Below are 25,856 nucleotides of genomic sequence, written 5' to 3'. Positions count from 1 at the left end.
TTTAGAGAATTGGGTAGAATGGTAGATGGATGAAATAATGTAATGGAAAAACACTCTACTTTTGTTGGATTTTTAACATTCGTTGCTAGAATATTAGATTACTAGTATATAATACTGAGAGATTATTTTTTTAAAACTGAGTAGGAGGAGAATAATGAAAAAAATACTTATTGTGTTACTAACAGCATTTGTAATCGCAGTAGTAAATCCAACAAAATCAGAAGCAAAAGTAATGTATGATGGAGCAGAGGTTGTAAAAGAGCAAACAGGAAAAATGACCTTTAAAAAAGACATCAAGGTATACAAGAAAAATTCAGATGGTACGTTTGATTCGTTAGTGGTTAAGTCAAATAACTTCTTTAGAACGTATGATATTGAAAAATATGATGGCAAAATATTTTACCAGATGGGGCAATATCGCGTACAAGCAACGGATTTGGTAATTTTCAAAGAAGTACCAATAAAAATTCGTTCATCTTTCTATAACAATCCAACTTATATTTATATTAATCGTGACCAAATTGGATACTTTAAGAGTTACGGAAAATATTTTAATAAAGATGAAAAGCTCAATGGACAAGCGGCCAAGATTTCTTTCTCAAATGACGAACAATTCCTTTCTTATTGTTTCATGGATGCAGATGGAGAAATATGTATGGGATATCAAGGGACAGATATTAAAATAGCAGAAACGATAAAAAGAAAAGAAGGCGTACATTATGAGTTAACAGCGGATACGCGAGCGCAACTTAGTCCAATAGAGGGATACGTTCGAGCTGATGATAACAGAATGTATTTAAAGGGAAGCGTTTTTTCATCGCTAGGTATTGAAATTAATGGTTATCTATATGTAAGGAATGAATCGGATTCGTTAGTTAGCTATTTTCCAATAAAATTATTAAAGTCAGTTGGAGATAAGTGATATATTATGAATTATATATAGCTCTCTTATTTAATTGATAAGGGGGCTATTTATATGGTTGTTGATATACAATGTTTGTCAATGTCTTGGTCTTAGCTGAATAAACAATAATAAGACCACTCTGTGATGGGTGGCAATTTTGTTATTTTCCCCATCATATCCCCACCAATGATAGTAAATAAGCGAAGATAAAACCTATATACAACTAGATAAAATTAAATAAAAAACAACCGACAAACCGTTATATATCATAGGATTGTCGGTTATATAGAAGTATAAAAAGATACGCCTGAATACAATGTTTCTACAGGAAGGGTTCATGGCTGTACAGAAGATAGATGATTCGAATTAATTCAGTAGTGGTAAGAGTTTGTAACGTATTTTTTTAGGGTTCAATGGTAACTAACGAATAAATATATCTGAGTTAAGCCTTTCACATTTCTGTGGAGGGCTTTTCTTATTCAAAAATAGGAGATGAGCCTTATGAGAGGTATTGATTTGAACCAGTTATGAGAACTGAAACAAAAGCTTTATTGCGCACGCTGTTAAGGACGGTATGATTTCAGGATTTATAAAATGGTATAACTGACCATTTATCGGTTTATATGTCACCAATTCAGCAGAGAGGTAGTAAATGATAAGTGATAACAGTTTTCCTTGCTTTTGCATACTATAGGAGCATGTATGCAAAAAGAGGAGGATAAAATATGGTAATGCCTTCATATAATCAGAGAATTACTCCCCAACAGGCAATGCAGATTGCTGTGCAAAGAGTACCTGGCCAGATCATTCATTATGGTATGGATATGGAAAACGGCACTTTAGTGTATGAAATATTCATTTTAACTGCTCAAAATAAGATTTATGAAGTAGAAGTAAATGCAAAGACAGGTGTAGTTCGAAAAATTGAAGAAGAGAATGATTATGATTAATTAAAAATAAAAGGACAGGACTTACTTAGTTGAATAAACAATAAAAAATGACTCCGAAATGAACTGCACCTCAATTGTTAGACACAATCTAACAATTGAGGTGCGTTTAATATGGTTAAGATTACACTAGACAATTACTTTACTTACAAAAGTATAAAGTGTCTAACTTTTTGGGTTCACTTCAAATATGGGTGGTCAAAATAAATAAAACCTAATTAATCTTATATTATAATGAGGTTGATTTACTTTTCTTCTCATTAATTATAAGGTCTTCTTGATTTTGTGGGCGAGCAGTTTCAGTATGTCCGACACGCTCATTAGGTTTTTTAATATTTGATTGTTTTGTTGGCTCGTCTGTTGCAAATTCTGTATCTTTCTTATCCCTTTTCATTTCAACACCTCCTAAAGATATTATTTAACTTATCTCAATAAAATATCCTTGTTTATTTCGACTTCATACTTACAACTATAGCGGAGCTGGTTTTTTAATTTGCAATGAAAGAGCCATATCGAAGAGTTAACGATTCTTCACTTTAAAATGCCAATAAATGGTCGATATATAAACAAGAGGTGATGTAATATGAAACTTACGAATGAAGTAAATTCTTCTAATTTCATGAAGTTGTCAAATGGATCAGCAATTAAGCCTAAATTGGTTCAGCAAAATCTTATAGTACATAAAGATACATTAACAATTGGACAACAAGCTCGTAATTTGTTTAAAGGGCAGCAAGCTAAAACGAGTCTTATCGAAAGTTTAATGAAACAACGTGAGAATATTCAAAAGATGAAAAGTGATCTGAGTGAACGTACGTTGGAAAGCGGAGGCGACTTATCATCTATTAAGGAACAACTAAAAGATTTTGAAAAGCAAATAGCTGATATAGATGCGCAAATAGCTGAACAGCAAACGGATGAGCAAAAGAAAACGACAAACCAAAATGAACAGGATTTGAAAAGCGAAAAGCCATCCAACTCAATGGAAAATCTTTTAGAAAAATCTGTTTCACTAGAACAAATGAAAACACTTGAGTTGACAAAGAATTCATTAGGACGTGAGCAAAATCGCCTTTCCAGTGAATTAGAGATGGATGCAGACCGAGGAATTTTTATTGATAGTAAATATGAGAAACTTTCGAATGTAGAGGATCGAATACAAACGGTTCAAGAACAAGTTGCTGAAGAAATCAAGAATAATGATGATAAAGAACTAAATAAAGATGTTTCCCTAGCGCCTATAAGTGAAAAAGAAGTGCTTAATGAATCAAAAATGGACAATCAATGGTAAGCGAGAAAAAGCGTTATAAGCTGTGCTGAAGATGGACGAAGAAGTAATTCAGTAACCTCTATAATTTTAGCGCCAATAAAAAAAGTTAAATAGCCCAGGCTCCCGAGTAATTGCGAGTCTGGGCTTTTGTTATTCAGTTTATATAAGTAAAAAAATTTTTTAATAGTTATTTGAAAGCTCGCAGCAATTTTATCTAATTTAATTTTTTGAACAAAAAAGGATAATATAAGTAAATGTAGAAATGGTTATCCTATAGTAAAAAATTGACGGGAGGCAAGTTATTGTGACCATACCAATAAATAAAACACCGATTAAAAACCAAATAGGCGGTGTATTTGTTCCAGTACGTGATCTAGAAAAAGCAAGAGAATGGTACAGTAAAATACTCGGATTAGAAGGGGGAGAAATATGTTTCGGGCATTTATACACAGCACCAATGACGGGAACGGCAGGTTTGATGTTAGATACAATGCCTAAGTGGAGAAAGGAAGATGGGGATATTTCAACCTATCAAGCTCCTTTTATTCAGTTACTAACAAATGATATCCAAGCTTCTTATCAATTTATGAAAGAAAATGATGTTGAACTTGTGACGGAGATTGAGGACAATTTTTATTTTGTAATTAAAGATCTAGATGGAAATTTATTGATGATTTGTAGGGGAATATCTTAAACAAGATTTAGTCAACTACAAGTTTCACTGGCTGATATTCATAATTAAGTACCTCTTATGCCAATTTTTTTACCACTTATCATGAGAAAAATAAATCCTCTATAATTTAATGTTACATTATGGACGGAGGAACGTATTTCGTAAATAAATTAAATTTTAGGGGACCGCACAATGAATAAAAAAACTTGGCTTCTTATTAGTTGCTTAGCTATTGGTATAGCTTGTTATTCCATTGTTCAATATTTAATATTGGATGCCCATCAAGCAGGGTTTGTTAGCTTGAAACTTATGTTTATAGATACTTTAGATTCGCTTTGGTATACGATGCTGTATATCCATATTATATTTAGTGTACTGGCATTAGTTATTGGCCCCTTTACATTATTCTCAAAGTTTAGAGAAAACAATATAAAGCGACATCGGATTTTAGGGAAACTCTATATGATTGGCATTTTATTCGGTAGTGTCGCAGGTCTTTATTTAGCGATTTATGCTACTGGGGGAGTCATATCTCAGCTCGGTTTTAGTGCACTATCTATATTATGGATGATCACTGGTTATCAAGCGCTTGCAAAAATTAAACAACAAAAAATTTATGAACATCAACAATGGATGATAAGAAATTATTCGTTAACGTTCGCTGCTGTAACATTGAGAATTTGGCTTTTAGTCTTTACAGTATTATTCGGATTTGAAAATTTTATAATAAGCTATCCGATTATTTCGTGGTTATGTTGGGTACCGAATCTCATGATAGCTCAATGGATTATTGGGCGGTCACGTCAAGAAAGAGGCTTAATAGTTAAATAAATTAGGGTAAAGGCCACTCCATTTTGGGTGGTTTTTTTATTTGTTCTTGTAGAAAAAATGTAAGGGAAGAATTAATATAAAATATTTTTTACATAATACTAAAATTTTCATTACAAAAGTGCCTGAATTTTATAAAAAAATAAATTGATATTACTATTGATTGAGAAATGTTTTCAATGATAAATTATTATTAAATTCGAGGTTGTTTAGCTATAGCTATTTGATGTTGGTATTAATAAGTTAAAAGATAGTTTTTTCAAATTGACACCACAAATGAAAATTTAGATTTTACATTTCATTAATAGGGTGAACTAATACTAAATAAAAATTGAAAAAGGTGAATTAAAAGTTTTAGACAACGGTGCCATGATTGATTCGACCGATAAAAACTTTTATATTCAGGGCGGATCTACTTACGATGAAACTTTTTGGTGGGGCAAACGACGTTATATGAGTACTTCAGCTGCTAGGCAATGGGTTTATGATTTAAGAGATGCAGCAGGCTGTATCAACTGGTCTCGCACTTGCTAGTGTCGTTTTTGGCAAACTTGGTATAATTCCTGGAACTATTAATGGTATTACTGCTTTATGGACTAACCAATTAGCTAATCGAGTAGAATATCATAATGGAAATACAAATAGAGGATTTAGAGCAGATTTATACTGTAGTAGCATCCTCAGGAGATTATGGAAATACTGAATTGATGTATCCTGCAATTTTGGATGAAGTTATTTCAGTTGGAGCAATTGATGCTTCTGGAAATGTACTTGATTTAACAAGCGGTCCTCAAAGAACGACGATTAACGCTCCTGGTCACGAGATATCACCAATCAATACCGATAGAGCAATAATTAAAACAAGTGGTACCTCACAGGCAACAGCCTTAATTTCAGGTTATATCGCACTATTAAAGGATTATGCATTTTCGAAAAATAAAGATTTGACCAATGATAGTATTATAGCGCTACTAAAATCTATTAATAGTCGAGAGATAACTTATCTACAAGCATTGAAGAAGATAGATTCTCTCTGAAGGGGGCTAGTTAATATGAAATTATTACCATACTATTATTTAGTGATAGTACCTGTCAGTATAAGCTGTATTGCATCGTATTTATCTATATCTTCAAATACCAAAACCATGATTAATCTTATCGCGGCTTTGTTAGTGATTATTTCGATACCTTTGAACTACAGAGAATACAAAAAGTTAAAACAAGAGTCTAAATAAGTAGACATGACAAGTGCAGATACATTCTATTTTGATTAATGGGATGATGATAGATGGAATTGGGTGATTGGTTCAGCATACCAATGATTCTAAGTCAAATTGCCGTTTGGATTTTATGGAGCTTTTTACAGTTGGCAATAGGCAGCGAAATAAACAGGTCTTTTCAATCCGTTAAATTTTCTTTTTATAGTTAATTTTATTTTTGGGGTTGTTTATCACATAAAAAAAGTAAAAAGACAACAAAATTAAAATAACCATTTGAATCATAATTAATTATTGGCATCGAAAAAAAGAAGAAGATTATATGTTCAAATCAATAAAAAAATGACCAAGGACCAGCACAAAAATGTGAACCTGGTCATTTTTTATTGCTAATATAAATCTCAAGCATCATACAAAATAGTGGGGAAAATAGTAACTGTCGAATTTACATATCGTGTATGATGATAAAAGAATAGGAAATTTGTTCCGTCGTCGAAAATTCGGAAAGAAGGGATTAACCCTGGATTCAAAAAATAATCCTCTATCAAGAAAAAGGAGCAATTACATTGTACGAAAAACAACTAGAAAGAGCGCTTGAATTACGAAAAGTTAATAAGAAGCAAGAATCAAATCAGTTACTTTTACAGTTGGTAGAGGAATATCCAGAAGATGCATACATTAACTACCAATGTGCTTGGAGTTTTGATGTGTTAGGACAAGAATTACAAGCCGTTCCTTACTATGAAAAGGCCATCCAACAAGGGTTATCTGGAACAGCTTTAGAAGGAGCATTTTTGGGACTTGGCAGTACGTATAGAACATTAGGGCACTATGAAAAATCCGAAAAAGTTTTTTTAGAAGGGATGCAATTATTTCCAACGAATCATGCATTACAAGTGTTTTATGCAATGACTTTATATAATCTAAAAAAACATAACGAAGCAATGGAACTCTTACTTCAATGCCTAGCAGAAACGACAACAGACGCTGAAATACTTAGTTATAAAAACGCAATTAATTTCTATGCAAATCAATTAGATAAAGTATGGAAATAGTCCCTTGATAATCGAATCTACTATAATGGAGGAGCAAAATGTGACGAAGTTTTATATGATGAACATTTCAAAGAGATCAGATGATTCAGAAGGTGAAGAAATGAATCAAGATAAAGTTTTTGAGAAAAAATCTGAGCTAAAAGAGTTTTTGATAAATGATGGATACATTAAAGAATCGAAGGATCAATACATTAAAATGCATGAAGAAACGATTTATATTGCTACAGTCGAAAAAATTAAAGTTAAATGATCGTTATGTCACGTATGATGCGCGTGACTTTTTTTATGAAATGCAAGTGCCTTCCATTAAGGTAAAATTGAAGGGGTGTTGTAGTTGAAAATTAGTAAAGAACATGCAGAACATTATAATTGGGGAAATGCGTGTGATGGTTGGCATTTAGTTAAAAATAATGAATTGAGTGTTATTCACGAAAGGATGCCAGCCAATACAGCAGAAGTTTGTCATTATCATCATCAAGCACAACAATTCTTTTTTGTACTTTCGGGTACGGCAACAATGGATATAGACGGAGAAAGGATTACATTACAGGCGAATGAGGGAATTGAAGTGCCAGCGCTTACGCCGCATCAAATGCGCAATGATTTACAGGAAGATGTAGAATTTTTAGTAATCTCTCAACCGAATAGTAAAGGAGATCGTATACCGCTATAGGGCATGAAGCTATAAGACGTGTCCTATTTTCCAAAATGTTCATTCTTTTGCATGAGGTTCACCATGTATTTATTTAGTACAGTAAATGGTAGTAAATACAAAGGGGATGTTTGGAAAATGAAGATTTCGGAATTGAAACTTAACGTGCATGATTTACATAAAATGAAGGAATTTTACTGTGACAAATTAGGATTTGAATTATTAGAACAAGCAGAGCATTTTTTTGAAATAGCAGCTGGGGAAAGCAATATCCTATTTGAAAGAATAGACTCTACTATCGACAAGCAATATCATTTTGCGTTCAATATACCAAGTAATTTATTTCAACAAGCGAAAAAATGGGTGCAAGAACGTGTAGAAATATTACGCGCAGATGAACAAGATGAGGTCTATTTTGAATTTTTAGATGCATACGCATGCTATTTTTACGATCCAGAGGACAATATAATTGAGTTTATTGCTAGACAGGGGATAAACCCAAAAGTGAGTACCAATGCATTTTCAATTCAACATGTATTAAATATTGCGGAAATAAATTTAACGACTGATGCGATCCTTACTGTCGCAGAACGTTTAAAGGAATATGGTATCACGCCCCTTAAAGATGAAGAAATACGTACAGATGCGCTTACTTTTATGGGGAATTACGAGGATGGTGTCCATCTATTAATCGGTCCGAGTGAACGTATGTGGTATTTCTCTACTAAAAAAGCAATTGTCAGCCCGATTGAAATTAGAGTCGATGATCATCTACAACTATGTGTAAGCGTAAATGGAGAATTTGCTATTTCACACCTATAAAAATTGTATTGCTATTTTCCGAATTAGTATTGAATAATAAATCTCTTTATTGTATATTTATTCAAAATAGTGCGGGGGGGGAATAGCCAAGGTGTACATAATAAGTGAAACAAATCCTACCTTTGAAGATTATCAAGCATTACATCAGACTACTGGCTGGAATGCGAAAGGGCTATATACGTACGAACAATTATTTCAAGCCATTTGTCGTAGCTGGTATAGTATTTCAATTTATGATGACCAAACATTAATCGGCTATGGTCGAATTATTTCTGATGGTATTTATCAAACATTTATTTGCGACGTAATGGTACATTCTGAGTATCAACGAAATGGCATTGGTACAACTATTATGGAAGCTCTATTAGCACATTGTAAACTTAAAAATATAAAGTGGATTCAATTATCATGTGCTAAGGGTAAACAACCTTTTTATCAAAAACTTGGATTTTCTGAAAGGGATGCAGATGCTCCAGGAATGATGTTGTTTTTTGAATAATATGTGAGCCGTTGCTGAGAAAAAAGAAGGATAGAATGCTATCCTTCTTTTTTATGAAATTAACTAGCGTATAGTACCAAGGTTGTTCAAAAATTTTCACATTCATAATATGGGGGAACTACGAAATACGATATGATATTTATAGGTAATGTTTATTCGGAGGTGAGCATGATGAAAGAAACCATTGCCATTGTTTGTTCGACAGCTAGCATGAAAGTTACGATGATGAAGAAAAGGCCTATTAACTATTTATTGCAAGCGATAGCTGGAGGACTCTTTATTGGCTTTGGTATTTTGTTGATTGTTACTATTGGAGGCTTATATGATCCTGTTGGTGTACCAAGTATGAAAGTTGTTCAAGGATTAGCATTTGGTGTGGCACTTAGCATGGTCATGATGGCTGGTGCAAATTTATTTACTGGGGATAACTTCGTATTATCTGTAAGTACTTTAGAGAAAAAATCCACCCCTTTTGCAATGGTCGGTATTTGGTTATTTAGCTATATAGGTAATTTTATGGGCTCTTTAGTTGGGGCAGTGCTGTTCTTCTATGCAGGGCTTGCAGTCGGTGATACCGCGACGTATATCGAGAAAGTGGCAACGTACAAAATGAATGCAGGCTTTGTCGCTTTGCTATGTCGTGGTATTTTATGTAATCTTCTTGTTTGCTTAGCTGTCTGGAGTACCTATAAATTAAAATCAGAAATAGCAAAATTAGCGATGATTTTCTGTTGTATTCTCCCCTTTATTACATCAGGTTTTGAGCATAGCATTGCCAATATGACACTTTTTTGCCTAGCGCTCTTTATTCCACATGGTGATCTAGTGTCCATTGGAGGTGCAGTGGCAAATTTAGTTCCCGTCACACTAGGTAATATCATTGGCGGTGCAATAATTGGTTTTGTCTATTGGCTTAACGCACGGGGATAAACTTCTAATTATCGAAAGGAGAAATGGAAATGCTCGAGGATTCTATTCGATTGAAAGAGGCAATTAAAAAACTTAGCGAAGCCGAAGCGAAGTCAATGCTTTTCTTTTCCTTATTAAATGGCAAATCAAGTGAGGATATTCAACAAGTTATATTACAAGTATCAGAGGAAAAAAATAATACGAATGCACAAACGGTACATATCCTATTTGGCGAATCACCAGGAGGAAGTTTAAAAGCTGCATTTAGAAATACAGACTATCAAAAGACAGAAGATATCATTGTGTTGCCACATAATCTATCTATTGGTCCTATTAATGACTTACATAAAACATCAGGTATTGAAGCCAGATTTGCGTGGTTTAAGAATCGATACACAACTGAAGATAATGGAATTACGCATTATAGACAGCTTATGTTAGCTGCAGTTGAAAAAATAAACAATATTTTACCGCATCAGAACATTGTTATTTGGACTTGTCAAAATGCACATGAGCAAACAGGGTTACGTCTTGTGCTAGCTATGCTAGATGGTAAGTTAAATACAGTGCGTGTAATTGACACATTCACTGCTTTTCATAAAAAGAAAATAAACCCGCACTTAGCGCAAGATAACTATCCAAGATCAACGGGTGAATTAAATGGAGAAACGCTTGTTAATTTTTATGAGCAGGGGATAGAGCCATTAAATAACGTACAAAGGCAACAATTGGTTGATGAAGGGAAACGTTTATTATTAGACGATGTCCATATTATTCGAACATGGGCTTGTGATAAGCTATTAACCAGCAGTAACGAAAAACGAGATGATGATTATATTGTTGAATGTGCAAAGCGTATGTATCAAGAAGATGGCAAGGTGGAATATAAGAAGGCAGCACGATTAATTGGTGAAGTGATTGGACATATGCAGGAATATACAGGAGACGAATGGATAGAATATCGGTTACGTTGTTTAATTAAGGAAGGTGTTTTTTCATATAAAGGTGATATAAAAGCCATGCGTTTTTATGAAGTAAAATTACTAGACGATTTCTTGACAAATTGAAATTTTTGATGTTTTGACTTCATTAAAAATGGTAGATAAAATTGGTATGGAAGAGCTCGTAAGACTCTCATAGATTAATAACATTAAAAGTGAACATAAAGATTGACTTAATAGATTAATTTAAAGAAAGGAAGTTGACAATGAATCCTGAAATCAATCAAAATGCAATTCTTCAAGCAATTTTGGAGCTTTCTACACAAGTACAAGGCGTGAAAACAGAGATTCAACAGCAAATTGTAGCGGTAGAAAAAAGATTAGTAGAGAAAATTGAAGCAGTAGAAAAAAGATTAGAAGAGAAGATCGAAGCGGTAGAAAAAAGATTAGAAGAGAAAATCGAAGCGGTAGAAAAAGGATTAGAAGAGAAAATTGAAGAGGTAGAAAAAGGATTAAAAGAGAAGATCGATTTAGTTGAAACAAGATTGGACTCACTTGAAATAAGATTAGGGAAAGTTGAAACAAGACTAGATTCGCTTGAAACAAGATTAGAGTCAGTTGAAACACGAATAGACTCACTTGAAATTAGATTAGAGAAAGTTGAATCAAGATTGGATTCTCTTGAAACTAAGCTAGAGAATAAAATGGAGACGGTTGAAAAAAATCTTAGTGAAATAATAGATAAAGTAGATGCTAAGATGGAAGTGTTAACTATAGAAATATTAGAAACAAAGGCAGATGTGTTAAAATTAAAGAAAGCAAAATAAATTGTTTCTGCCATCACTATGTGCAATAATCATTGACAATTAGTGATTCATATTTGAGGAGTGAGCTTGATGTTAAAAACAGAAGTATTTGATCAACTAAAAAAGGCTATGAAGGAAAAGGATGTCTTGGCTAAAGGCGTACTTACACTTGTTAAATCGGCACTAGATTTAGCAGAGAAGGAAAAGGGTGAACCCCTATCACAAGCTGAAGAGATTGCCATTATTAATCGTGAAGTAAAGCAGACGAATCAGGCATTAGAAGGTGCGCAAAATGCTGGTCGCGCGGATTTAATTGAAAAAGAGGAAGCAAAATTAGTACTATTAAAATCATTCCTTCCTAAACAATTAACTGAAGAAGAAATTGCTGAAAAATTAGTAGCCGCTGGTGTTACTAAAGGCATGAATATGGGAGACGCAATGAAAATTGCAAAACCTTTGTTAAATGGTCAAGCGGAAGGTGCCGTTATTTCAAAAGTAGTCAAAAGTTTAATTTAATAGAGGAACAAAAAGGATAGCTGGCGTTCGTAACGTCAGCTATCCTTTGTTTTTTAAGCCATTGGCAATCTACTACAGACTTCGTATGGAAGAATTCTTAATTGTTTCGGTGCCTGGCACGCAAAGATGGCACTCATAGATTAAATTTCTGGATAATATTTCGTAGTTGTTGAGCCATTTCCGCTAAATTATTTGAAGAAGCGGTAATCTCTTCGATGCTAGCAGACTGTTCTTCGGAAGCAGCTGCGACATTTTGAATGTTTCCAGATGCTTGAACAGCTACAATTCCAACTTGCTCAACTGAATTAGCAATATTGCTAACTCCTTCATTCATGTTCGTAATGATGCTGTTAACCTGGTTCATTTCTTGAGTAAGTTCTGTTATATGTGCATAGATATCGCCAAAGGCTTCTCCAGATGCGTTAAAAGTAGTAGAACTTTCAGCAAGGTTATTACTGCTAATCGCCATTGATTTCACTGCTTGAGCAGATTCTTCTTTGATCGTTTCAATACGTGTTCGAATACTATTCGTTGCTGTAAGTGATTGATCAGCTAATTTACGTACCTCTTCAGCTACAACTGCGAAGCCTTTACCATGTTCGCCCGCACGCGCTGCTTCAATAGAGGCATTTAAAGCAAGTAAATTGGTTTGGTCTGTAATTTCATTTATAAGTGAAACGATATCACCAATCTCATTTGTATAAGTGCTTAAACGTTTTACAACATCTGCAGTATGGTGAATGGCCTCAGATGTGATTGCCATTTTTTCTGTAGCACTTTGGATTGTAGTATTGCCCTTTTCGGCAATAGTGGATGCGCTAAACGCCTTTGTTGTGACATCATTGACACTATCTACAACATCTGTCATCTTCGTCGAAATCATTGTAATATGACCTTCTACCTCTTCAATAGATGATGTTTGTCTTTCTGAGCCTGCAGCTACTTCCTGCATAGAAGATGTAATTTGTTGAATAGATGCGCTCGTTTGTTCGGAGCTGGCAGTTAATTCTTCTGACATGGCAGCCACTTGTTCAGCATTTTCTGCAATTTGCTGAATGAGCGTCCGTAAATCAGCCGTCATGTTTTGGATGCCATCTGAAAGCTGAGCGATTTCATTTGTACCTTTGATTGGTAATGGGTCAACAGCTAAATCACCCTTTGCAACCTTATCCACATAACTTGTCATATTTTTAATTGGTTTAATTATGCCTTTACTGATGAAATAAGCAACAATGACTCCAAATAGTGCAAAAATAATTGTCATGATGATGCTAACCCAAATAATTTGTGTTTGAAGTTCAGATATAAATGAAGCATCCATATCTAACCCAAAAAGAATATCTGTATTGTTGAATGGAATAAAAATCGATTTATGAATACCGTATTCGTCTTCATAGATCTCACTTATTTGCGTCCGCCCAGTATCTAAAGCCGCATGCATTTTTGGATCAAAAACGTAGTCTTCCTGATAACTATCCGTATTACTTAATGCAACGATATGCTCCTTACCATTAGCGCGGGATAGTATATAGGCATTTTCAATATCAAACTTTTTTGTTGTACCATTTAATTGTTTCATTATTTTTTCATATTGAGTTTTAATACCGTTATCTGCTGCTTTTACTTTATTTTTATCGATATCCTCGAAAATATTGCTAGAAATCACCTCTAATGATGATTCAAATTCCTTTATAACAAAATTATCAATGATTTTATTAGAAACGAGAAATAACATGAAACTAAATATTATTGAAATAATTACGATTGGAATTGTTAAACTTGCAATATATTTATAGAGTAAAGAACTTTTAAATTTACTTAATATACTCAACTTGTAAATCCTCCAATAATACAACTTTTTGTTGTAGGAATTGAATCATAGCACTAATATGTTCTGTCTCAGTATAAGGTGAGATAGAAAAGAATTTAGCTGCAGCTACTGGAACTTGTTGCTTTGTATCACTTGCGTTAACAGTGCAGACACGTGTCGTATCACCGAAAAATACTTCATCTCGTCCTTCACCTAAAATTTCAAAGAATGAAGCATTTAAACCATTAATGTACTCGATTTGATCTTGTGTATAATTTCCAGCTTGTTCATTTGCCCAGTCAAAGCCTTTTGGATATAGTCTATAGGCTGTTACTGGTCCGATATTTGCGTCATTTACTACTTGTAACATTGGTAATTGATCAGCTAATTGTGTACGGAATGCTAAATTTACACGAACATAGTTAGCTAATATTTGTTGATAACCTTCTTTACCAAATGCCTGTAATGCAGCATAAATAGCAATTGAACTACCCATACGAGAACATTCTAATGTATAACCAGTATGATATGAACCGTAGCCTCTATTGCCTACATATGGTGTATCAAAGTCGTCAATATCTAATAGTTGTAAACTTTTTCCTTCTTTTATTAAGAATAGACTTGTTAAATACGGTGTTTGACCAAGCTTTTGGAAATCAAAACATAGACTATCCGCAATTGCGAGATGTTGCATACGTTGGCGAATTTGTTGTAAGCCTTTCAATACATCTTCCTCGAATTGTAGTGTGTTTGCTTTAAAGTCGTAGTCATTGAAAAATGCGTAAAAACCGCCTAAAGCAGAGTCAGCATGGATATGTATTTGTTTTAAATCATATTTTTGTTCAAGTGTTGTTGCAACTTCCTTAATTGCCTGCACATCATCAATTGCAAATTGATCTGTAGCACCTGTAGTCGCTACGATGTAAACAGGAATACCACCATTTTCAATTACTTCTGTCATGCGTTTTCTTAAATCTTCTACGTCCATCGATTGGTCTTTACCTGCTTTTACACGTACTAAGTGGTTACTACCAATACCGACTGCTTCAATAGACTTTAATAAACTATAGTGGGCGTTTTCTGACGCGAAGCAATATAAATTATTTGGTACACCTTCCTCTTTAGCGTGAGGGAATTGTTTCGCAATGGCAAGACGTAAACCACTAAATACCGCTCCTTGTCCACCCCAAGTTGTATAACCAAAGCTTTCTGTGAAATCATAACCAACTAATTTTGACATCATTGCGATAACTTTTACTTCGCATTCTGCTGCTGCAGGTCCATATACATCCCACAAATTGTTGCCATTAAGTAAGGCATTCGTAAATTGTCCCAATACACCAGGGATACTAGCCATTGGTAAAACGTTTGTGACAAAGTTGCGTGTATGATAAGGATGACCTTGCATTAATTGTGTTAAGTCTTGAACGACCTGATCAAGTCCAACCCCTGATGTAGGAACTTGGTTTTCTTGCATAAGATCTTTATAGAAAGTAGCAGAACGTTCTTGTATAGGTCCTAGTGTTGTTTTCTTTGGATCTTTTAATTGATCTAATGAAGTTACAATTTGCTCTATTAGAGATAAAAAGTTTTCCCTTTGTAAGCTGTTCCCATCTTCACTTTGAAATAGTTGTTGGATATTCTTCATTTTCATCATCCTTTATTAGTTCATATTTCACCATTATTTAGATAATAATAGTACAATTTACTAAAGTCATAATAACATATTCTTATGGAAAATATATTCATATTTGAGTAGGATATTAAATTTCTATTATTTTAAATTATTAGAAAATATTTTCATTATATTTAAAGAATGATTTTCAGACAGATGTTTGCGTCGTTTTTTACTTTTATTACTATTTAATGCAACGAAGGTCCTGATAAAAAGATCTATTAATATTTTCTTGATATAATTAAATGTTAAATAGATACTTTTAGCTATAAAAAAATAGCATAATAAATTACAGTTTTCTTTATGGTACTTTTTACTTATTTTATATAATTAGAGATGAGATTTTGACTAGTGGAATAACACACCACATTTTTGTTATGCGGGTTGTTGGTTATATAATGCATAACTCGTTATTACAATGAATCATAAAGAGTTAACGTCGAAAGATTTTGAACTCGGGGGTGTTTAATTGCCAGTTGAGCCACATGTACATGAAGTCGACTATTTTGGAAAAAGTGGAAGACGTAAAAGATGGGTGATTATTGTAGTAAGTGTTTTAGTAGGTGCCAGTGTACTTTTGGCAAGTGCTCTGTTCGTCTCCTCAATTTTTAATAAACATGATGAGTCGGATTTTTCGGCCTATAAAACACTTGTAGGTACAACAACCAAAAATGATTTTGGTCAATTGACCTTAAATGAAGTGATGATTGATGATAATCAATTATTACTAAATGCAACATTTGAACCAGCAAAAGGCATGAATTTTAACTATCAAATATTTTTCTTTCCGCAAATACTAGTAAATGGTCAAGATTATATGGTTCGAAATGGGGGACAGACCATTGCACAGTCAGCATCAACCTATACAATTTATAGCAGTGTGAAGATGCGTGATTTACCGAAAGATGAAATACTACAACTAAAAATTCTTTATAATGATTGGAATTGGGAACAACCAATCGATAATCCGTGGGCATTTGAAATTGAAGCTTCCCAAAAACAATTACAAGAGGACCGAAAAGTAATCGAGGTTAATAAAACAATTCAGCTTAATGACGGCCAAGAAATTAATGTAGATAAAGTTGTTTCTACACCTATTTCGACTACGGTTTATTTTGAATCAAAGGAAACATTGAATGAATCCATTGACTTTAAAATTTTAACAGAGTCAGGAAAAACATGGCGTCACGACTCATCATATACATTAAATGAAGCGCATACAAAGTGGGGAATTCGCTTCGATGCTCGTTATTTAACAGATAAAACGTATAAGCTAATCCCTGTAACGACAGGGGATATTGAGCTGGGGTCAGCTATCAAAATTCGTGTAAAATAAATTTTACACGCAACTAATTAATTTTTACAATTTTTTAATAATAATAAAGTATTCTCCATGTAATATGTTTGTATATAACATGGAAAGTAGTTGAACTAATTGCCAAAGCTGTTAGAAATATTTCTTACTTCCTTTAAGCTAGGCTGTACTTCCTTTGGAGGACCAACCGCCCATTTAGGTTTTTTTCAAAATGAGTATGTGCAAAAGAGAGAATGGCTTACGGATAAAGAATATAGTAATTTAGTAGCGCTAAGTCACTTTCTTCCAGGTCCTGCATCAAGTCAGGTCGGAATGGGTATTGGTGTCCTACGTGGAGGACTTATAGGAAGTTTAGTTTCTTTTCTTGGGTTTACATTACCCTCTGTGTTGCTGTTAACGCTATTTGCCTATTTTTACAAGCATACAACGATGGACATGGGCTGGATTCATGGCTTGAAAATAGTTGCTGTCGCCATCGTTGCACAAGCAATTTGGGATATGTCCAAAAAATTAATACCAAGTATTGTACACTTGATGATCGCCATATTATCGCTTTTAACTGTTCTATTATGGGACAATCCGTTTGCACAAGTAATTGTCATAGCATTAGCTTGTTTAACAGGATCTCGCCTTTTTAAGCAAACAAAATTAAATACTGATGCTGCAAATAAAACTATGCCCATCTCTAAAGCGACAGGTGGATTGTTTCTCGCATTCTATGTCATACTACTGATGGCTTTACCGATAGCAAATACACTTTTTAAATCCGAATGGCTTATGATATTAGAAAAGTGTTATCTAGCAGGAGCTTTAGTATTTGGTGGTGGGCATGTAGTGTTGCCATTGCTAGAAACACAATTTGTACAAAGTGGCTTAATGAGTTCTACAGACTTTATAGCAGGGTATAGTCTTGCGCAGGCAGTGCCTGGTCCATTATTTACGTTTGCCTCCTATATTGGTATGGTCATTGCTGGATTACCAGGAGCAGTGGTAGCGACAGTGGGCATATTTCTACCGTCATTTCTTTTAATCATTGGAGCAATGCCCTTTTGGCTTTCTCTGCACGGTCATACAGCATTGAAAGGTGCAATGGTCGGAGCAAGTGCTGCGGTTGTTGGTATTTTAGCTAGCGCTTTTATTCATCCCATTGTGACGCAATCAATACAAAGTGGATTAGATTTTCTTTTAGCAGCCTTATTTATATGGCTGACCATGAAACGAGCCTGGTCACCTTACCTATTAGTAGTATTGGGGGTAGTCGTTGGACTTATATGTTACTAAAGTAAACTGTGGCATCGGAAATACGGCAATGTCTTGCCAAAGGTTTACTAGCTCGGTGCCAGGCACTCAAACAATTTAGTTTGCACGTAAAAAGTGTTAGATTGATGGCAGTCAATCTAACACTTTTTCTTTTTTGTCCTGGACGTTTTATATAAGCTCTTCTTTTTGAATCGCGAGTTTTTTCATATGATATTGCAACGATTGTCGGGAAATATTTAATTGTTTCGCAGCAGCTGATATATTTCCATCACACTGTTGTAGCACTTTTCGTATATACTGTTCTTCATTTGTATGCATAAGTGCTTTGAAAGGGCGTTTTTTAGATGGGGCCGCTTTTATTGAAATTTTATTTTTTAAATAACGTGGCAGCATATCTTCTGTAATATCGCTGTCAGAGCTCGCTTGAATTACAAGGTTTTCAATTAAGTGCTCCAGTTCACGTACATTGCCAGGCCAATCGTAAGCAACAAGAATTTGATAAAGGTCAGGCTTAATCGTGATATTTGCCTTCATATATTTCAGCACATTTTTATGTAAAAAATGCTGAATAAAGAAAAGGATATCCTCTGGTCTCTCACGTAACGGGGGGATATATATACTTGAATGGGCTATACGATAAAATAAGTCAAGCCGCATTCGCTCACCAGCAGTTAGTAGCTCTGGATCTTCATTGGATGCACTAAACACCGTACATTCAATAGGAATAAGTGTATTACTGCCCACTCGTCGAACAGCACGTTCTTGCAGGACACGCATTAATTTTGGTTGAAGCTCCATTGGTAATGAATTAATTTCATCTAGAAAAAGAGTGCCATCTTTGGCATATTCAAAAAGACCTTCTTGGTTGGTAGCACCAGTAAAAGCCCCTTTAACCGAGCCAAAGAGCGTGCTCTCTAACAATGTAGCAGGGATGGCAGCACAGTTTATGGCAACGAAGGGCTTTGTTACACGAGGGCTTAAATTATGCATGCTTTGGGCAAACAATTCTTTACCTGTGCCAGTTTCCCCAACTATTAATGTATCCGTATTATAATTAGCAATATTTTTCGCTTCAGATATTGTTTGAAGGAGCTCGTGACTGTTCCCTTTGATATCTTGAAATGTGTAAATCGTTCCATTATTCCGTTTGACTTCTTCAGGTACTTCCATTGTCTCACGTTTGGAATCCAATGTTTGTTGTAATTGATTTCGTAAGCTTTTTTCCGTATGGGTAATTGAAAAAACACCAATGGTTTTATTATCCTTTTGAATAGGGAACGAACTGTAACCTACAAATTTAGGTTCATTTTCTGAATAGGCATGTGCTCTATATTTCGTATAAATGGGTTTAGCTGTTTTTAAAATATGATTATGCTCTGATAGTCTACGATCTTGATAGTTATACGCATCCCACAGCTTCTTGCCAAGCATGTCCTCTTTTTTATGCTCCTCCATTTTAGCGAGTGCCTCATTGTAATAAATAATGTCCCCGTCTTCATTGCTCACAATAATCCCTTCATCTAAATGCTCTATAATTTCCTCTAGCACAAAAACTTTATTTTGTAAGGAATGCTGGAAATCTACTAAGTTTTCTACAGAAACAATATACAATTGCTCTGGAAAATAAAAAGGCTCTATTGTAAAAGATAGAAGCTGGTCTTGTATTTGCAATTGTTGCGGTTGATGCAAACTTGTCACGTCAATGGCAGCGAAGAAATCTATTGGCATATCAACTTGGATATTTAACGAGATACTTTCATTGAAATGCCACCATTTCACCTTGAATGATTTGTCTACTGCAATGATATTCGCGCCTAAAAAAGCTGTGTAACGCTGCAATTCGTTGTTCATACAAAAACCTACTTTCTCTCGTTATTTTGCATGCAAAATTTATCTGCTTTGCCCTTTATCGTATCACAATTATTTTCTGAATAAAAACAATATACAGAATATTAAAAGGTGCAAAATATATCTGCATACACTTTCCATTTCGTGACAATAACGACGATTGAATGCGAATGTACATCATTTGAGAAACAGCATGTATTCCACATTTTTAAAATTTTTTTGAGTGTTTTGGAAAGTTGGCACACTATTTGCATTATTAAAGTGTGTAGTCACAAAAAAGGAGGAATTTTCAATGACAAAACCAGAAATTTTATATTCAGTAAAAGCTCAGCGAGGAAATACATTACGATGCAAAGGATGGCGCCAAGAAGTTATTTTAAGAATGCTAGAAAATAATATGGAAAATGCCGAAAAACCTGAAGAGCTCGTGATTTACGGGGGGATTGGGAAGGCAGCTCGTAACTGGGAGTCCTACCATGCCATTGTAGATTCCTTAAAAAATTTAGAAGATGATGAAACGCTTGTTGTACAGTCGGGGATGCCAGTTGCTGTTTTTAAAACTCATAAATATGCACCAACTGTTGTTATGGCAACGACAAATATTATGAAAGCAGATTGGCCAACATTTTATGATTTACAAGAAAAGAACTTAACGATGTATGCCAATTATACAGCGGCACCTTGGGAATATATCGGTACACAAGGCGTTATTCAAGGTACATTTGAAACGCTTTCGGCAATTGCACGATTGCATTATAACGACTCACTTGTTGGGAAAATTTTATTGACTGCTGGTGCAGGCGGTATGGGTGGCAACCAGACACGTGCGATGACAATGCACGGAGGTGTCGCTATTTTATGTGATTCCAATATTGATATTATTAATCGTCGCATTGAAAAGGGCTTTATTGACATTGTTGTAGATTCTTTAGAAGAGGCGATTGAACTAGCAAAAACGAAAGCGGCTGCTGGCGAAGCTCTTGGTATAGCAGTAGTAGGGAATGCAGCAGATATTTTCGAAAAAACATTAGAAATTGGCTTTTTACCTGATATAGCAACTTCCATGACACCTGCCCATGACCCGATTGCCTATTTACCAGCTGGTTACAGTGTCGAAGAGGCTGACGCGCTACGTGATAAAGATCGTCTTGCATACTTAGAAAAAGCACGCCATACGATGGTTCGCGAGCTGAAGGCATTAATAGCTTTATTAGATAAAGGTGTACATTCGTTTGAATATGGCACAAGTATTCGTAAAGAGTGCATTGATGCTGGATTTGATGAGAAGGAGGCAAAGCGTTTGCCAGGATTTGTAGCAGAATATATCCGTCCATTATTCTGTGAGGGGCGTGGGCCTTTCCGTTGGATTTGCATGTCAGGCGAGGCAGAGGATTTACGCAAAATTGACGATATGATTTTAGAGAAGTTTAGTGATGATTTCCTTGTTACGCGCTGGATTAAGCTTGCGAAGGAGCATATTCCGATAGAAGCATTACCTGCTCGAATTTGTTATATGGGCTTTGGACAGCGTAAAAAGTTCGCATTGGAAGTTAACGATATGATTAGACGAGGGGAGTTAAGTGGCCCAGTTGCCTTCTCCCGCGATAATTTAGACTCTGGTTCCATTGTCAATCCAACATTTGAATCTGAAAATATGAAAGATGGCGGAGATTTAATTTCTGACTGGCCAGTATTAAATGGTTTATTAAATGCAGTTGGTATGTGTGACTTAATTGCGCTTCAAGCTAACTATTCAATGGGAGAGGCTGTGCATACAGGTGTGACGATGATTGCTGATGGAACAGAGGAATCGGATATGCGCTTAGAAGTAGCAATGACAGTGGATTCAGGTATTGGCGTTGTGCGACATGCACAAGCAGGTTATGAAACTGCAAAAGATGTAGCGAATGGGAAAGGAAAATTAACGGATGAAAGTATTCAAATCCCATTATGGTGGGAACCGACTGCAACTTTTGGTCCGAAAGATTTAGTAAAAGAAAAAGTGTAATGCATTTTTAGGAAAGAGGCCAGTGCAATAAACAATAAGAGATGCGGGCCTCTTGTTAGTTTAAAAGGAGGAATGTACATGAAAAAAGCTGATATGTCACCTGTGGATTTTGACAACTTTCTAGAAGGTGTATCGCATCAATATAAAAAATCAGCCATCTACAAATTTTTTGCTTTTAGCTTATTTGGTATTTTCATGTTCTTTATCTCTATCACCCTAAATGGTAAAAAAACAATACCACTTGATCATTTAGTGACATTTATTCGTACACAGTTTTCGTCAGCCATTGTTTACTATATTTTAATCATTGTTATTGCTGGCGCCGTTTATCCTTTTTATAAAAGAACGTGGAATCGATCGGTAGTAGAAATAGTAATCTCTCTATTAAAAATAATCGGTGCAATTGCCTCTATATTAGTTGTCTTTAAAGTTGGTCCGAGCTGGCTTTTAGCTGCAGATATGGGACCCTATTGGTATAACTCACTGCTTACACCAATCGGAGTATTAGTTCCAATTGGTGCCATATTTTTAGCTATGTTGGTAGGCTATGGATTGTTGGAGTTTATCGGTATTATAGTGCAGCCAATTATGCGGCCAATTTGGAAAACGCCTGGTCGATCGGCGATTGATGCGGTTGCCTCATTTGTCGGTAGCTATTCTATCGGTTTATTAATTACGAATCGCATTTATAAGGAAGGAAAATATACAACAAAAGAAGCGGTGATTATTGCTACTGGATTTTCGACCGTTTCAGTTACCTTTATGATTGTCGTTGCAAAAACACTAGGTCTAATGGATATTTGGAATCTTTATTTTTGGGTGACGTTTCTTGTGACATTTTTAGTAACAGCCATCAGTGTTCGGATTTGGCCTATTCGAAATATGAGTACGGACTATTACAACCAGATGGATGGGGATGTAGAGAAAATTGTAAAAGAAAAACGTTTGCAATGTGCATGGAGAGAGGCGTTACAAACAGCTGAGAATGCACCGAATCTGTGGCAAAGTATGAAGGACAATGTGAAAGATGGTTTAGTGATGGCTATGGGGATTTTACCAACAATTATGTCCATTGGCTTAATCGGTTTATGGCTTGTTAATAATACACCTATCTTTGATTATGCTGCTTACTTGTTTGTACCTATTACCTATTTACTGCAAATGACAGAGCCGTTAATAGTGGCAAAAGCGGCCGTCATTAATTTAATTGATATGTTTTTACCTTCACTTGTAGCTATAGATAGTGCTATAGAGACGCGATTTATTGTTGGAACTTTATCGATATCTGCCATTCTCTTTTTCTCTGCACTAATTCCTTGTATTCTATCAACGGAAATTCCCATTTCTTTAGGCAAGATGATTGCAGTATGGTTTGTACGAACGGTTTTAACGCTCATTATCGTCACGCCTATCGCCTATATACTTTTGTAAAGGAGTGGTCGTGTGTTAAAAAGACCAGACATGATTATTCAAAATGCAGCACAAATATTACCTTGTACAGGTGATAGCATGCAAGACTTTCAAGTGTTAACCAATCAGGCAATCGTTATAGATGGACAAAAAATTATCGATATTTGTAGCCATCAACAGCTTGAACAACGCTATGTAATGGATGCTACTAACAGTATTGATGCAAGTGGGAAAGTAGTGGCTCCTGGTTATATTGATGCACATACACATCTGGTGTTTCATGGTAGTCGAGTTGAAGAGTATGCCGCTAAACTTACTGGAAATATAGAAGAAAATTTAAAAAAGCTTGCTATTACGACAGGACCAAATCGAACAATCGAACTTACGCGAGATACTTCAGAGGAGGAGCTTTTCGAACAAGCGAAAAAACGAATATTGACGATGCTTAAGCATGGTACAACAACGGTAGAGAGTAAAAGTGGCTACGGTTTAACACTAGAAAGTGAGCTAAAAATTTTACGAGTAGGTCGACGCTTAAACGATCTTACTCCTCTTGATGTAGTCAATACATTTTTAGGAGCGCACGGGATTCCAGATCATTTAACAAAGGAACAATATGTGGATGAAATTGTTGAAGTGATGATTCCGCAAGTAGCTCAACATCATTTAGCAGAGTTTTGTGATGTTTGGTGTGATGAAGGCTATTTTACTGAGCTTGAATCCGAACGTATTTTACAAGCGGGCTTAGCACATGGATTATTACCTAAAATTCATGCGGATGCCTATTCGTATATCGGCGGTTCAGATTTAGCTGCGCGCATGAAAATGATTTCCATTGACCATCTCAATTACACACCAGAAGATGTTATGACACAACTAGCGAAGGCTGGAGTTGTCGGTGTATTAATGCCTGCATTAGATTTCGCTGTTGCCCATAAGAAACCATTTGAAGCGCGGAAAATGCTTGATAAAGGTATGCAAATAGCACTAGCAACAGATATGTGCCCTGCTTGTTATACGACTTCTATGTCCTTTGTAATTAATTTAGCATGTAGACTCTATCAATTTTCAGTAGAGGAAGCAATTAAGGCGGCGACAAAAATGGCTGCAAAGGCTCTAAATCTTACAGATCGAGGAACAATAGAAGTTGGTAAAATGGCAGATCTTCAAATATGGGATGTACCAAATTACAAGTATGTAGCATATGAACTTGGAACGAATATTGTAGAGACGGTTATTAAAAGCGGGCAAATTGTTATAAGTAATGGGACATGGGCAAAGGAAGGCACATTTAGTTAGAAGGGAGAATTAGTAATGACAATTGAATTTGCATCGAAAGCAGCGTCATATGTAAATGAAGAAAAGTTAGTACAATTATTTTTAGAAATGGCTAAAATTAATGGCCCAAGTAGTAAGGAGAGTCTAGTAGCAGCATTTTTAAAAGAGACATTACCAAAGCTTGGCTTTCAATTAACATTCGATGAAGCACATGAACATTTTAATGGTGAAGTTGGGAATCTAATTGCTTGGCATCCGGGAACGGATAATACGATTCCGCCATTATTTTTTTCTACACATATGGATACGGTGTTACCAACCGAGCACCTCAAACCTATTATCAAGGAAGGGATTATTTATTCAGATGGTACGACAATTTTAGGGGCGGATGATCGGGCGGCACTAGCTTCTTATATCGAAGCAATGCGCGCTATTATTGAAAGTGATGTCCCGCATGGTCCAATTGAATTCATTTTAACAGTAAATGAACAAGCAGGTTTAGTTGGTGCAAAATATATGGATTATAACAAGATTAAAAGTAAAAATGGATATATCTTTGATAGTAGCGGGGATGTTGGTCAAATCATTTTACAAGGTCCTTTCAGTAGTAGAATTTGGTTCACTGTGAAAGGCAATGCCGCCCATATAGCGCTCAATGCAGAGGCAGGAAATAATGCATTTATTATTGCTTCCGAAGGGTTGTTATCAATGGAGCTTGGAGAAATTGATAGTGAAACATTAGCAAATGTAGGGATTATAAGTGGTGGAGAACTAACTTCAATAATACCAGGTTCAGTGACGCTTGGTGGCGAAGTAAGAAGTTTTTCAAAGGAGAAGCTGGACGCACAATTGCAACATATGCAACTAGCGATGGAAAGAGCAGCACAGAAATTTCAGGGTACGGTCGAGGTTAACATTGAAGAAAAGTATTTGGGCTTTAATATTTCTGAGGAAGATGATCTTGTGAAAACGGTAAAAAAAGCGGCTGATAATATTTGCGTTTCATCCTATTTAACAAAAACATTAGGTGGCGCAGATACGAATGTATTAAATGAACATGGATTAACGTGTATTACGCTCGGAAACGGATTTCAGAATATTCACTCTTTTAGAGAAAATATTAGTATTGAAAACTTAGTTAATACGGGTAGATTAACTGCTGCATTAATTGAGCAGTGGTATGAACGCCATAAAAATTAAAGGAGGAGAGTGT

Annotated in this window: 25 protein-coding genes; 21 read left to right on the top strand and 4 right to left on the bottom strand. The window is 35.2% G+C overall.

Annotated features, from left to right (window positions below; genetic code table 11):
- The first annotated feature begins 154 nt into the window (after positions 1-154).
- Both FH508_RS16250 and FH508_RS16245 read left to right on the top strand, forming a co-directional pair.
- Positions 155-922: a hypothetical protein gene (locus FH508_RS16250; protein ID WP_139859976.1), complete on the top strand. Its 768-nt coding sequence runs from the start codon at positions 155-157 to the stop codon at positions 920-922.
- 707 nt (positions 923-1,629) lie between these two features.
- The gene (locus FH508_RS16245; protein ID WP_139859978.1) at positions 1,630-1,854 is read left to right on the top strand and encodes a PepSY domain-containing protein; all 225 of its coding nucleotides are present in this window, start codon (positions 1,630-1,632) and stop codon (positions 1,852-1,854) included.
- Positions 1,855-2,080: 226 nt separating this feature from the next.
- Here FH508_RS16245 and FH508_RS16240 read toward each other — a convergent pair whose 3' ends face one another.
- A complete protein-coding gene (locus FH508_RS16240) occupies positions 2,081-2,245 on the bottom strand; it encodes a hypothetical protein (protein ID WP_172772122.1) in 165 nt (54 codons plus the stop codon).
- A 189-nt stretch (positions 2,246-2,434) separates the two neighbouring features.
- Here FH508_RS16240 and FH508_RS16235 point away from each other — a divergent pair, with 189 nt between their 5' ends.
- From FH508_RS16235 to FH508_RS16175, 13 genes are all read left to right on the top strand, one after another.
- A complete protein-coding gene (locus tag FH508_RS16235; protein ID WP_139859980.1) occupies positions 2,435-3,142 on the top strand; it encodes a hypothetical protein in 708 nt (235 codons plus the stop codon).
- A gap of 283 nt (positions 3,143-3,425) precedes the next feature.
- Positions 3,426-3,815: a VOC family protein gene (locus tag FH508_RS16230; RefSeq protein WP_172772121.1), complete on the top strand. Its 390-nt coding sequence runs from the start codon at positions 3,426-3,428 to the stop codon at positions 3,813-3,815.
- Between the two features lie 171 nt (positions 3,816-3,986).
- Positions 3,987-4,625 carry a DUF2306 domain-containing protein gene (locus tag FH508_RS16225; RefSeq protein WP_172772120.1) on the top strand — a complete coding sequence of 213 codons (639 nt, stop codon included), beginning with the start codon at positions 3,987-3,989 and terminating at the stop codon, positions 4,623-4,625.
- A 626-nt stretch (positions 4,626-5,251) separates the two neighbouring features.
- On the top strand, positions 5,252-5,659 hold the full coding sequence (locus tag FH508_RS16220) for a S8 family serine peptidase (protein WP_172772118.1): 408 nt from the start codon (positions 5,252-5,254) through the stop codon (positions 5,657-5,659).
- Positions 5,660-6,405: 746 nt separating this feature from the next.
- Complete coding sequence (locus FH508_RS16215) at positions 6,406-6,894, top strand: tetratricopeptide repeat protein (RefSeq protein ID WP_172772117.1); 489 nt, start codon at positions 6,406-6,408, stop codon at positions 6,892-6,894.
- A 40-nt stretch (positions 6,895-6,934) separates the two neighbouring features.
- Positions 6,935-7,144, top strand: coding sequence for a hypothetical protein (locus FH508_RS16210; RefSeq protein ID WP_172772116.1), 210 nt, complete (start codon positions 6,935-6,937; stop codon positions 7,142-7,144).
- An 84-nt stretch (positions 7,145-7,228) separates the two neighbouring features.
- Positions 7,229-7,567, top strand: coding sequence for a cupin domain-containing protein (locus FH508_RS16205; protein WP_172772115.1), 339 nt, complete (start codon positions 7,229-7,231; stop codon positions 7,565-7,567).
- Between the two features lie 63 nt (positions 7,568-7,630).
- Complete coding sequence (locus tag FH508_RS16200) at positions 7,631-8,368, top strand: VOC family protein (RefSeq protein WP_228134122.1); 738 nt, start codon at positions 7,631-7,633, stop codon at positions 8,366-8,368.
- Positions 8,369-8,459: 91 nt separating this feature from the next.
- Positions 8,460-8,867, top strand: a complete 408-nt coding sequence (locus FH508_RS16195; RefSeq protein ID WP_172772114.1) for a GNAT family N-acetyltransferase — start codon at positions 8,460-8,462, stop codon at positions 8,865-8,867.
- Positions 8,868-9,035: 168 nt separating this feature from the next.
- On the top strand, positions 9,036-9,797 hold the full coding sequence (locus FH508_RS16190; protein WP_228134121.1) for a formate/nitrite transporter family protein: 762 nt from the start codon (positions 9,036-9,038) through the stop codon (positions 9,795-9,797).
- Between the two features lie 23 nt (positions 9,798-9,820).
- Complete coding sequence (locus FH508_RS16185; RefSeq protein ID WP_228134120.1) at positions 9,821-10,843, top strand: DUF1835 domain-containing protein; 1,023 nt, start codon at positions 9,821-9,823, stop codon at positions 10,841-10,843.
- Between the two features lie 140 nt (positions 10,844-10,983).
- Positions 10,984-11,544 (top strand): hypothetical protein, encoded by a 561-nt coding sequence (locus FH508_RS16180; RefSeq protein ID WP_172772111.1) that lies wholly within the window; start codon positions 10,984-10,986, stop codon positions 11,542-11,544.
- A 69-nt stretch (positions 11,545-11,613) separates the two neighbouring features.
- Entirely contained in the window at positions 11,614-12,039 is a 426-nt protein-coding gene (locus tag FH508_RS16175) for a GatB/YqeY domain-containing protein (RefSeq protein ID WP_172772110.1), read from the top strand.
- A 133-nt stretch (positions 12,040-12,172) separates the two neighbouring features.
- On the opposite strand, the gene FH508_RS16170 is transcribed toward FH508_RS16175, so the two are convergent.
- The gene (locus FH508_RS16170; protein ID WP_172772109.1) at positions 12,173-13,870 is read right to left on the bottom strand and encodes a methyl-accepting chemotaxis protein; all 1,698 of its coding nucleotides are present in this window, start codon (positions 13,868-13,870) and stop codon (positions 12,173-12,175) included.
- Positions 13,854-15,497, bottom strand: a complete 1,644-nt coding sequence (locus tag FH508_RS16165) for a pyridoxal phosphate-dependent decarboxylase family protein (RefSeq protein ID WP_172772108.1) — start codon at positions 15,495-15,497, stop codon at positions 13,854-13,856. Before FH508_RS16165 ends, FH508_RS16170 begins: the two co-directional genes overlap by 17 nt.
- A 496-nt stretch (positions 15,498-15,993) precedes the next feature.
- On the opposite strand from FH508_RS16165, the gene FH508_RS16160 reads away from it, so the two are divergent.
- Both FH508_RS16160 and chrA read left to right on the top strand, forming a co-directional pair.
- The gene (locus FH508_RS16160; protein WP_172772107.1) at positions 15,994-16,860 is read left to right on the top strand and encodes a DUF4179 domain-containing protein; all 867 of its coding nucleotides are present in this window, start codon (positions 15,994-15,996) and stop codon (positions 16,858-16,860) included.
- 99 nt (positions 16,861-16,959) lie between these two features.
- Entirely contained in the window at positions 16,960-18,120 is a 1,161-nt protein-coding gene (chrA, locus tag FH508_RS16155) for a chromate efflux transporter (protein ID WP_172772106.1), read from the top strand.
- Positions 18,121-18,267: 147 nt separating this feature from the next.
- Here chrA and FH508_RS16150 read toward each other — a convergent pair whose 3' ends face one another.
- Positions 18,268-19,950, bottom strand: a complete 1,683-nt coding sequence (locus FH508_RS16150) for a sigma-54 interaction domain-containing protein (protein WP_172772105.1) — start codon at positions 19,948-19,950, stop codon at positions 18,268-18,270.
- Positions 19,951-20,239: 289 nt separating this feature from the next.
- Between FH508_RS16150 and hutU the strand changes: the two genes are divergently transcribed.
- The 4 genes from hutU (at position 20,240) to FH508_RS16130 (ending at position 25,843) form a co-directional block, all read left to right on the top strand.
- Complete coding sequence (gene hutU / locus FH508_RS16145) at positions 20,240-21,955, top strand: N-tau-methylurocanate hydratase (protein ID WP_172772104.1); 1,716 nt, start codon at positions 20,240-20,242, stop codon at positions 21,953-21,955.
- 78 nt (positions 21,956-22,033) lie between these two features.
- Complete coding sequence (locus tag FH508_RS16140; protein WP_228134119.1) at positions 22,034-23,386, top strand: YjiH family protein; 1,353 nt, start codon at positions 22,034-22,036, stop codon at positions 23,384-23,386.
- A 12-nt stretch (positions 23,387-23,398) separates the two neighbouring features.
- Positions 23,399-24,664 (top strand): imidazolonepropionase, encoded by a 1,266-nt coding sequence (hutI, locus tag FH508_RS16135; protein WP_228134118.1) that lies wholly within the window; start codon positions 23,399-23,401, stop codon positions 24,662-24,664.
- A 15-nt stretch (positions 24,665-24,679) separates the two neighbouring features.
- On the top strand, positions 24,680-25,843 hold the full coding sequence (locus FH508_RS16130) for a M20/M25/M40 family metallo-hydrolase (protein ID WP_172772103.1): 1,164 nt from the start codon (positions 24,680-24,682) through the stop codon (positions 25,841-25,843).
- The last annotated feature ends 13 nt before the right edge of the window (positions 25,844-25,856 follow it).

This window comes from Lysinibacillus sp. CD3-6, assembly GCF_006351725.2.
Lineage (GTDB): Bacteria > Bacillota > Bacilli > Bacillales_A > Planococcaceae > Lysinibacillus.
This window is presented reverse-complemented; position numbering and strand designations above follow the sequence as displayed.

What these genes read in the sequence shown, in the direction of transcription:
- FH508_RS16175 (WP_172772110.1), top strand. Translation starts at nt 11,614, where the DNA reads ATGTTAAAAACAGAAGTATTTGATCAACTAAAAAAGGCTATGAAGGAA.
- FH508_RS16235 (WP_139859980.1), top strand. Translation starts at nt 2,435, where the DNA reads ATGAAACTTACGAATGAAGTAAATTCTTCTAATTTCATGAAGTTGTCA.
- FH508_RS16225 (WP_172772120.1), top strand. Translation starts at nt 3,987, where the DNA reads ATGAATAAAAAAACTTGGCTTCTTATTAGTTGCTTAGCTATTGGTATA.
- FH508_RS16165 (WP_172772108.1), bottom strand. Translation starts at nt 15,497, where the DNA reads ATGAAGAATATCCAACAACTATTTCAAAGTGAAGATGGGAACAGCTTA.
- FH508_RS16190 (WP_228134121.1), top strand. Translation starts at nt 9,036, where the DNA reads ATGATGAAAGAAACCATTGCCATTGTTTGTTCGACAGCTAGCATGAAA.
- FH508_RS16245 (WP_139859978.1), top strand. Translation starts at nt 1,630, where the DNA reads ATGGTAATGCCTTCATATAATCAGAGAATTACTCCCCAACAGGCAATG.
- FH508_RS16130 (WP_172772103.1), top strand. Translation starts at nt 24,680, where the DNA reads ATGACAATTGAATTTGCATCGAAAGCAGCGTCATATGTAAATGAAGAA.
- FH508_RS16185 (WP_228134120.1), top strand. Translation starts at nt 9,821, where the DNA reads ATGGAAATGCTCGAGGATTCTATTCGATTGAAAGAGGCAATTAAAAAA.
- FH508_RS16220 (WP_172772118.1), top strand. Translation starts at nt 5,252, where the DNA reads ATGGAAATACAAATAGAGGATTTAGAGCAGATTTATACTGTAGTAGCA.
- FH508_RS16140 (WP_228134119.1), top strand. Translation starts at nt 22,034, where the DNA reads ATGAAAAAAGCTGATATGTCACCTGTGGATTTTGACAACTTTCTAGAA.
- FH508_RS16150 (WP_172772105.1), bottom strand. Translation starts at nt 19,950, where the DNA reads ATGAACAACGAATTGCAGCGTTACACAGCTTTTTTAGGCGCGAATATC.
- FH508_RS16240 (WP_172772122.1), bottom strand. Translation starts at nt 2,245, where the DNA reads ATGAAAAGGGATAAGAAAGATACAGAATTTGCAACAGACGAGCCAACA.
- FH508_RS16180 (WP_172772111.1), top strand. Translation starts at nt 10,984, where the DNA reads ATGAATCCTGAAATCAATCAAAATGCAATTCTTCAAGCAATTTTGGAG.
- hutU (WP_172772104.1), top strand. Translation starts at nt 20,240, where the DNA reads ATGACAAAACCAGAAATTTTATATTCAGTAAAAGCTCAGCGAGGAAAT.
- FH508_RS16200 (WP_228134122.1), top strand. Translation starts at nt 7,631, where the DNA reads ATGTATTTATTTAGTACAGTAAATGGTAGTAAATACAAAGGGGATGTT.
- FH508_RS16250 (WP_139859976.1), top strand. Translation starts at nt 155, where the DNA reads ATGAAAAAAATACTTATTGTGTTACTAACAGCATTTGTAATCGCAGTA.